The sequence below is a fragment of the Pseudarthrobacter albicanus genome (genome assembly GCF_018224015.1).
GTDB lineage: Bacteria > Actinomycetota > Actinomycetes > Actinomycetales > Micrococcaceae > Arthrobacter > Arthrobacter albicanus.
Genome location: NZ_JAGPOT010000061.1, coordinates 34,432 through 43,489 on the forward strand (window position 1 = coordinate 34,432; position 9,058 = coordinate 43,489).

Genomic DNA, 9,058 nt, shown 5'->3' on the forward strand with positions numbered 1-9,058 from the left:
TCAGCGCGCCGTGTCGAACTCGGCGCCGAACAACTCAGCCGCGCCGACCGTCACGACAGCGGTCCCGGCCGGGGGGCCGGCGTTGGCGGTCACCACGCCGGCTTCCACCTTCGCGACCGTGACTGCCTGCCGCTCATACACCCGCGGGGCCGGGTTGGTGTAGACCCACGTCTTTCCGCTCGAGTCGTACAACAGCGCGGAGTACGCCAGGAGGACATCCGTTCCGCCGGCACCCGGCTTGACGGTGTCGGTTTTCAGCTCGAGCCGCTCCAGTCCCCGTTCGGTCAGAGTGATCCTGGCAATTCCGGTGGTGGTGTTCTTTTCAACCCTGGCGGGCTCGTTGGCGGCTACTACCGCCGGGGCCGCCCCCGGCGACTGCGCGCAGGCCGGGAGGGAGAACAGAACTGCTGCACAGACAGCGGCCGCCAGGGGCAGGCGCCGCAGGGGCTTTTGGCTGGTCATGATACTTCCACCTTTTCCTGCGTAACGGGCATGACGGGAACTTCGGATTCGTAGACGGATGACCACTCTTCGGGAGCCGTGCGGGGACCGAACCCAAGCATGAGCAGAGGGAGAGCGAACAGTCCGACGAGAGTCGTGGTGACGAGTCCGCCGCCTACGATGAGCGCCATCGGGCCGAGGACGGACTCGCCGATGGTGCCGCCAAATACTTCCGGGGGGATCAGGATGAGCGCGGTGACGATGGCCGTCTTGAGAATCGGCGACACCCGGTCACGGGCCGCCATCAGGACGACGCCGGCGTAGGACTCCTGCGGGGCTTCCCTCCACAGCTCATCGGCACGGGCCGACAGCAGGGCTGCGTTGCGGGCGGCAATGGCGAGGACGGCAGCAAATGCCGCCAGCGCCATCCATGACATGGGGGCGCCGCTGATCCATGCGGCGACCGCACCGCCGGCCAGCGCGGCCGGAAGGGCCAGGAAGACGGCGAACGCGAGATTCCAGCTGCGGAGGGCTGTCTGCAGCAGGATCAGCACCGCCAGGAGTGCGGCCGCGCCCAGCCAGAGGACCAGGGTGTCGGCGGCCTGCAGCTCACTGTATTTGGCCGGTATTTCGGCGTGATATTCCAGCGGGAACCGGATCTGCTTCACGGCGGCGTCAATATCGCGCTGGATATCGGCCAGCGGCCGGGACCCGATGTCGGCTACGACGTCGATCCGCCGCGAGGTGTCGTCGTGCAGGATGACGACCTCGTTGGGCACGAGGCGGACGGCGGCGATCTGGCCGAGCTGGACGTGGCCCCCGCCGGGGGTATCGAGGAGCAGCTCGCGGATGCTGGTCAGGTCGTCCCTGACGTCGAGCGCGCCGCGTACGACGACCTCGAAAACCTTCTGCTGTTCAAAGAGGTTGCCGACGACGATTCCCTGCATCAGGGTCGCGGCGGCGCGCCTGGCGTCGCCGGGCTTGATGCCGACCTTCTGGGCGGCCTCGAGGTTGACTTCAACTTCCACGATGGGTGTCTTGGCCGTGGCGTTGATCCTTGGATTCGATACGCCGTCGATGTTCGCGAGGGCCTTGCGGACCTCTTCCGCCTTTTCGCGCAGCACCGGCAGTTCCGTGCCGTAGACCCGGACTGCGAAGCCCGGCTCCAGGCTGCTGCGGAGTTCGCCGATCTTCTGCTGCGAATAGTTCAGCACGTTGTTTGCGATCCCCGGGTAGCCCTGGACCACGTCCCGGACGGCCTGCTCGGTGTTGCTGAAGTCGGCGTCGGCTGCGATTGAAACCCACAGCTCGGCGGAGCTGTTTCCGACGACCTGGTCGGAGGAAATGGCCCGGCCGATGTGTCCGCCGACCCCCGACACGCCCGGCAGGGCACGCAGTTCGTCGGAGGCCTTGGAGGCGATCCTGCGGACCTCGTCGTTGGAGGTCCCGGCCATGGAGTCCCACTGGACCAGCAGGGTCCGCTCCGGCACGGTTGGCACGACCGGCACATTGGTGACCAGCTGTGATCCGGCGGCAACGCCCAGAACGCCGACGACCGCGATGGCCGCAACGCCCAGCGCCGTCCGGGAGCGGGCGCCGGCGAGGGCCCGTTCGTAGTAGGCCTTGGCGCGGCCGGCCCCGGGAAGTTCATTCCTGGTGACGGTCTCGCGCGGCAGGAGGAGGCGTGCCAGTACCGGCGTGACAGACAGGCCGACGAGCAACGCGGCCAGCAGGGCCAGCATGAGCGACCAGAACAACGGCTGGAAGAAAGATCCGCCGATCCCGGTGACGAAGAGGGCCGGAACGAGGGCTATCACCATGATCAGGGACGCATGGAACAGCGGTGTCCTGACGCTCCGCCAGGGTTTGACGGCAGCGCGGGACCTGGCATCAGGGTCCGCTGGCGCCGTGGGACGCCGCCGTTGTGCCTGGACGTCTTCCACGATGTCGCCCACGATCACGGAGATCGCCAGCATGATCCCTGCCAGCACCGTGATGTTGAGGGTGGCGTCCCGGAGGTAAAGGACCACCGCCGCGGCCGCGACGGTGGTCACGATTGCCACGAGGGCAACGACCGCGGCACGCCAGGAGCGGAACAGCAGCCAGAAGAGCGCGACGGCGGCCAGCAGGCTGAACAGCAGCCCGAGCCCGAGCCCGTCCACCGCGTTCTGGAGGAAGGAGGCGGGCCGGAAGACGGAGGTGTCCATCTGGATGCCCGTGAGCCCGGGTTCCAGGTCCTTGAGGGCGGCCTCGATGTCCTTCGTCACCTGCAGGGCGCTGGTCCCCGGGAACTTTTCAACGACCAGGAGGAGGCCGGCGTCCTGTCCCACAACGGCGTCGCCGATCAGGGGTTGGTGGTCTTCCTTGACCTGGGCGATATCACCCAGGAGCAGCTGCGGATTTGTGTCTTCGACGCTGACCTTGGCCAGGTCCGCCGGCGTGCGGATCGGAAGGACATGCTGGATGCCGAGGCGCTGGCTGGGCGACTCCACGAAGCCGCCGGTGCCCGGCGTCGATGCCTCGAGGAAGCTCAGGGGGGACACCCATACGGCGTTGCCGGTCGTCTTGATGACCTGCTCCAGGGTTATGCCCTTTTCCTGCAGCTGGGTCGGCTTGACCTCGACCTGCAGCTGCTGCTCACGCTGGCCCCAGATGGACACGTTGGCCACGCCTGGAATGCCGATCAGGCGGGGCTTGATCTTCCACCGGGCCAGCACCGACATTTCGATGCCGGAGAGCTGTTTGGAGTTCATCCGGACCATCAGCACGCGGCTGGTCGATGACGTCGGCTGCATGATCAGGGGCGGTGCCGAAACGTTGGGCAGCGCCACCGCCTGGGTCATCCGCTCGGCCACCAGCTGGCGGGCACGCAGCAGGTCCGTGCCCGGCTCGAACACGAGGTCGATTGATGACAGGCCCGGGACTGATTTTGAGCGGATCTCGTCGAGCCACGCGACCCCGTTGAGGAGGTCGGCTTCCATCGGGGAGGTAATGAGCTGCTCGACCTCGACGGCGGACAGACCCAGGGCTTCAGTCTGGATCTCGATGTGCGCGGGGGAAAATTCGGGCATGCTGTCCACGGCAATGTTCGGGACGTTCACCACGCCGAAGGAAATGACTCCGGCAGCGAGGGCAAGCACGAGGATTCGGAACTGCAGACTGAAACGGGTAACCCAGCCAAACATGGCTAGCCCATTTCCGGGTGGCCGGCACGGCAGCGGTCGGTCAGGTGATTGTTTTTTTGCAGGGCAGAATTACGCAAATTGCTCATACCAGGCTCCTCAACCCGAGACCTTTTGCGGCCCCCCATAAGATCGTTAGAGATCGGCGATCTTGAGAGAATAGTGTTCCTCTTTGATGCGTTTGGCAAGGATTGGATTGCCCAGCCCGCGGCCAGTCTATTCCCAGCATTCTCCTAGGCCGGGGTGTGAGAATCGCCGGAATGGCGGTTTCCAGGCGGACTACCCGGAAGCGCCCGCGCGGACACCCGTTGCATTTCTGCCGAATACCTGCATTTACCCGATAATTACCTGGTTCCGGATCCTGGCTACGTGCGCGCAAGGGCTTGAACGAGGATCAATTACCCATCCTTCAGGCCGGCCCTGATTATAACGATTTGATTTCTGGACCATGGTTTTCGTTTATGGGATGTTCCTTGGGGAGGCGGCCCCGTCGCTGCCGCCGCCGGCGGTGCTGCGGCCCGGCGTCGTTCAGCTGCCCGGTGTTTCGCCGTGGACCGGCCGGAGACGCTAAAGTGGTTCCATGCGTGCGATCATCCTGCTTAGCTAGCCGCCCGGCATCCCGAAGCGAACTCGGATTGCCGAGCGGCGGCCCCTCCATGGCGAGGGGCTTTTGTGTGTCCGGGGTCCATCCGGGCCGCCGGCGGAGAACAGCGCAAAAACAGATGGCCAGGGCAGAACAAGTAGCCTTGACAATACAGACGTGACGGTACAGACGTGACGGTACCCAGGCTTGACAGAACAGAAGAGGCCAGCAGTGAGCGTTCAGCCGGAGACAGAGACCGGAACAGCAGCACCAGCCGCGACGGAAGCGCCCGAGGAGGGCGCCTACAGTTTCGCAGCGATGGAAGCCAAGTGGCCGCAGGTCTGGGAGGACCTGAAGGTCTTCACGCCGCTCGATGACGGCTCCAGGGAACGCCGCTATGTGCTGGACATGTTCCCGTATCCGTCAGGCGACCTGCACATGGGCCACGCCGAAGCGTTCGCGATGGGCGACGTCGTGGCGCGCTACCTGCGCCAGCAGGGCTTCGACGTGCTGCACCCGATCGGCTGGGATTCCTTCGGACTGCCGGCTGAAAACGCCGCCATCAAGCGGAATGCGCACCCCAGCGAGTGGACCTACGCCAACATCGAGACCCAGGCCGAGTCCTTCAAGCGCTACGCCATCTCCGCCGACTGGTCCCGCCGCATCCAGACCTCTGATCCGGAGTATTACCGCTGGACCCAGTGGCTGTTCAAGCGCTTCTATGAGCGTGGCCTGGCCTACCGCAAGGATTCGCCGGTCAACTGGTGCCCCAAGGACCAGACCGTGCTGGCCAACGAACAGGTTGTCAACGGCGCCTGCGAGCGGTGCGGCACCCCGGTCACCAAGAAGTCCCTGAACCAGTGGTACTTCAAGATCACCGACTACGCCGACCGGCTCCTGGATGACATGGACGAGCTGCGCGGCCACTGGCCCGAGCGCGTCCTGGCGATGCAGAAGAACTGGATCGGCCGTTCCGAGGGTGCGCACGTCAACTTCGTGATCGAGGCCGACGGCGGCAAGCCCGCCAAGGACGTCACGGTCTTCACCACCCGCCCGGACACCCTGTACGGAGCGACGTTCTTCGTCGTTGCCGCCGACGCGCCGATCGCCGTCGAACTGGTCACCGACGAACACGCCGCGGCCCTGGACGCCTACCGCGAACAGGTCAAGGCGCTCTCCGAAATCGAACGCCAGTCCACCGAACGCGAGAAGACGGGCGTCTTCACCGGCCGCTACGCCGTCAACCCGCTCAACGGTGAGAAGCTGCCCGTCTGGGCGGCCGACTACGTCCTGGCCGACTACGGCACCGGCGCGATCATGGCCGTCCCCGCGCATGACCAGCGCGACCTCGACTTCGCCCGCACGTTCAACCTGCCGGTCCGGGCGGTCCTGGACACCGGCGAGGAAGATCCCGCGGTCACCGGCACGGCGACCACGGGCGAGGGCACCCTGATCAACTCCGGCGCCCTGGACGGGCTGCCCAAGGCGGAAGCCATTCCGGCCGCCATCGAAATCCTGCGGCAGCAGGGCACGGGGGAGAAGTTCGTGAACTTCCGGCTGCGCGACTGGCTGCTCAGCCGGCAGCGCTTCTGGGGCACCCCGATCCCGATCATCCACTGCCCGGCCTGCGGCGAAGTCCCGGTCCCCGACGATCAGCTGCCGGTCACCCTGCCGGCCGACCTGCGCGGCGAGGACCTGTCCCCGAAGGGCACGTCACCGCTGGCCGCCGTCGAAAGCTGGGTCAACGTCCAGTGCCCCGCCTGCCACGGAGCCGCCAAGCGGGACACGGACACGATGGACACCTTCGTGGATTCCTCCTGGTACTTCCTGCGCTTCGTCTCCCCGGAGTACACCGAAGGCCCGTTCGATCCCGCGAAGATCAACGACTGGATGCCGGTCGGCCAGTACGTCGGCGGAGTCGAGCATGCCATCCTGCACCTGCTCTACGCCCGGTTCTTCACCAAGGTCATCCATGACATGGGCATGATCGACGCCGACGAACCCTTCAGCGCGCTCCTGAACCAGGGCCAGGTCCTCAACGGCGGGAAGGCCATGAGCAAGTCCCTGGGCAACGGTGTTGACCTGGGCGAGCAGCTGGACAAGTTCGGCGTCGACGCCGTGCGCCTGACCATGATCTTCGCCTCCCCGCCGGAGGACGACGTCGACTGGGCGGACGTCTCGCCGTCCGGCTCCGCGAAGTTCCTCGCGCGGGCCTGGCGGCTCGCGCAGGACGTCACGAGCGCCCCCGGCGTCGACTTCGCCGCCGGCGACCGCGCCCTGCGCACCGTCACGCACCGCACCATCGCCGATGCCGAAGCGCTCCTGGACCACAACAAGTTCAACGTGGTCGTGGCCAAACTGATGGAGCTCGTCAACGCCACCCGCAAGACCATCGACACCGGGGCGGGAGGGGCGGACCCGGCAGTGCGCGAGGCCGTCGAGGCGGTCGCGGTCATCCTGAGCCTCTTCGCGCCCTACACGGCCGAGGACCTGTGGAACGCGCTGGGTCACCCCGCGTCGGTAGCCGACTCCGGCTGGCCCACGCACGATCCGGCCCTGCTCGTGCAGGACACGGTCACCGCCGTCGTCCAGGTCCAGGGCAAGGTACGCGACCGGCTGGAGGTTTCCCCGGACATCGGCGAGGACGGGCTGCGCGAACTGGCGCTGGCCTCGGAGAATGTCCAGCGGGCCCTCGACGGCCGCGGCATCCGCACCGTGATCGTCCGTGCCCCTAAACTGGTCAACATCGTCCCGGCCTAGCCGGGCAGGTCCATCTGAAAAACCGGCCGGCAGGAGGCCCTTGGTGCCAGACCGCGAGCCGCCCGGCTGGCCATGGCTGCGGGAGCGCCTCGTCCGGCTCCGCCAGGCCACGCGCCCCGGCGCCGTCCTCGAGGCGGCGCCTGCCGCCGTCGTGCGCACCGCCGTGGTCACGGACTCCGCCGCCGCCCTGCCCGCCGACTGGGTGCGGGCCTTCACCGCCGACGGGAGGCTGACCGTTGTCCCCATGCCCGTCATGGTGGGCGCGGAGATCTACGGTGAAGGCGAGGACGACATCACGGCCAGGATCGCGGTCGCCCTCGCCAGCGGCACGCCCGTCAAGACCTCCCGGCCCTCGCCGGGGCAGTTCGAACAGGCCTATCTCGCGGCCCTGAAACGGGGCTTCGACTCCGTCGTGTCGATCCATATTTCCGGGGACCTCTCCGGCACCGCCGACTCCGCCCGCCTCGCTGCCGGCCGCGTCGGCATCCCGGTAGAGGTGCTCGACTCCCGCACCGTGGGAATGGCCCAGGGCATGGGGGTGCAGAGCGCCGTCGTCGCCGCGGCTGACGGCCGGAACGCGCAGGAAGTCAGGACGTTCGCCGAGGAACGGCTCGCCCGCACCAAGGTGTACTTCTATGTCCCCAGCCTTGAGCAGCTGCGCCGTGGCGGCCGGATCGGCGCGGCAGCTTCGCTCTGGGGCACGATGTTCTCCATCAAACCCCTCCTGGCCGTTGACGGCGGCAGGATCGTGCCGCTGGAGCGCATCCGGTCCGCGGCGAAGGCCATTGCGCGGCTGGAGGAGATTGTCGCCGCCGACGCCGCGTCCCGTCCGCCGGGCCAGGCGCGCCTCGCCGTCCACCATTTCGGCAACCCGGCAGAAGCCGAACAGCTCGCGGCACGGCTTGCGGTGCTGTTGCCCGAGTCCCCGCCGGCCCAGATCAGCGCCCTCCCTGCCGTGCTGGCGGCCCACGCCGGCCTCGGCGTGCTGGCAGTGATTGTCGGGGTGAGCAGTACTCCGCCCGACGGCGGCTCGCTTGCCTCCGGTACTTCCGGCGGCGCTACCGGGAGTCCCGGCGGGGCTGGTGAAAGTGCCGGCGCGGGGCAGTAGTCCGCCGGAGTGGTGGCTGTCACGGGGCGGTGGTAGTAAAGTCTCCCCACCGGCCTAAGGAGGCTCCCATGGCAATGCAAGTCCACCACGTCGCCCAGCTCGACAGGGACGTTGCGGAAGAGGTGACCAAATGGCTGAAATACCTCAAGGGCCAGGTGACCAGCGTCCAGTTCCTCACCACTACGGTGCCTGATCCCCGGACCCCGGACAAATGGCGGGTGCAATACGAGGCCTACATCACCTACCAGCAGTAGCCCCGCTACCGGCGGCAGCGTCTGGAACAAGCGTATAGCTGGGCTGCCAGCCCGAGCCGTTAACCCAGCGGGTACCGGTCGCCTGCTGGGCGCTGCCCGCTTCGTGCCACCACAGCACCTGGACGTTGCAGTGGTAGGTGACGGTAACGTTGGCCACGGCACCTTCCGGAGGAACCGAGCCGATCGGAGTCTCGGCGGTCTGTGTGTTCCAGATAAAGTTCCGGTCGGCCCTTAGATCGCCAGTACCGGTGACATTTACGTGCGATATTCCGTACACACCGAATTCAGGGCAGTAGCGGCTGTCAACCGAGACGCGAATGGTTTGAGTCGAGGATGCGGCCGCGGGCGGGGCCAGCACCGCGGCGCTGGCGAGCGCAATCAATGCGGCTGCTGGCACAAGGGACTTTTTCATGGCGCACCGGCTCTCGACGCCTGGCAGGAACTTCCAGGCGAATAGGTTTGCCCCCAGCCGGCAAGGTCTTTCCGCGATCTAGGATCCAGACGCTACCACCGGGCGGCAGTGGACGAAAGCGTAGGGATTACGTATGGGGTCGTCCTTACTACTTGTTTCCACATAGCCCGGACCGGGGATGTACGCGTGCTCCAGCCCTTCCTAGGACTGCGCTGAACAATTTGGGTGGTTTAAGGCGCGCCTGCTGGACTTCGCGCAGTGGTCCTTAAGACTGGGTGTATGCAAGGAATTGAGGCGGCCCAGCGCGGATATTTGGAT

General features: G+C 66.6%; 6 protein-coding genes. 3 read left to right on the forward strand and 3 right to left on the reverse strand.

What is annotated here, in order from left to right; all coding sequences use genetic code 11:
* The gene (locus J9611_RS14120; RefSeq protein WP_211881029.1) at positions 1-462 is read right to left on the reverse strand and encodes a hypothetical protein; all 462 of its coding nucleotides are present in this window, start codon (positions 460-462) and stop codon (positions 1-3) included.
* Complete coding sequence (locus J9611_RS14125; protein ID WP_211881031.1) at positions 459-3,626, reverse strand: efflux RND transporter permease subunit; 3,168 nt, start codon at positions 3,624-3,626, stop codon at positions 459-461. The genes J9611_RS14120 and J9611_RS14125 overlap by 4 nt, the downstream gene beginning before the upstream one ends.
* 811 nt (positions 3,627-4,437) lie before the next feature.
* Here J9611_RS14125 and leuS point away from each other — a divergent pair.
* From leuS to J9611_RS14140, 3 genes are all read left to right on the forward strand, one after another.
* Complete coding sequence (leuS, locus tag J9611_RS14130; protein WP_211881033.1) at positions 4,438-6,966, forward strand: leucine--tRNA ligase; 2,529 nt, start codon at positions 4,438-4,440, stop codon at positions 6,964-6,966.
* Between the two features lie 43 nt (positions 6,967-7,009).
* The gene (locus J9611_RS14135; protein ID WP_211881034.1) at positions 7,010-8,074 is read left to right on the forward strand and encodes a DegV family protein; all 1,065 of its coding nucleotides are present in this window, start codon (positions 7,010-7,012) and stop codon (positions 8,072-8,074) included.
* A 68-nt stretch (positions 8,075-8,142) separates the two neighbouring features.
* Positions 8,143-8,328: a hypothetical protein gene (locus J9611_RS14140; RefSeq protein WP_211881036.1), complete on the forward strand. Its 186-nt coding sequence runs from the start codon at positions 8,143-8,145 to the stop codon at positions 8,326-8,328.
* Here J9611_RS14140 and J9611_RS14145 read toward each other — a convergent pair.
* Positions 8,312-8,740: a hypothetical protein gene (locus J9611_RS14145; protein ID WP_211881037.1), complete on the reverse strand. Its 429-nt coding sequence runs from the start codon at positions 8,738-8,740 to the stop codon at positions 8,312-8,314. The two genes, J9611_RS14140 and J9611_RS14145, sit on opposite strands and share 17 nt — an antisense overlap.
* Between the last annotated feature and the right edge of the window lie 318 nt (positions 8,741-9,058).

Bases quoted from the DNA above. Each gene is read 5' to 3' on its own strand.
- J9611_RS14120 (WP_211881029.1), bottom strand. From the start codon at position 462: ATGACCAGCCAAAAGCCCCTGCGGCGCCTGCCCCTGGCGGCCGCTGTC.
- J9611_RS14125 (WP_211881031.1), bottom strand. From the start codon at position 3,626: ATGTTTGGCTGGGTTACCCGTTTCAGTCTGCAGTTCCGAATCCTCGTG.
- J9611_RS14140 (WP_211881036.1), top strand. From the start codon at position 8,143: ATGGCAATGCAAGTCCACCACGTCGCCCAGCTCGACAGGGACGTTGCG.
- J9611_RS14145 (WP_211881037.1), bottom strand. From the start codon at position 8,740: ATGAAAAAGTCCCTTGTGCCAGCAGCCGCATTGATTGCGCTCGCCAGC.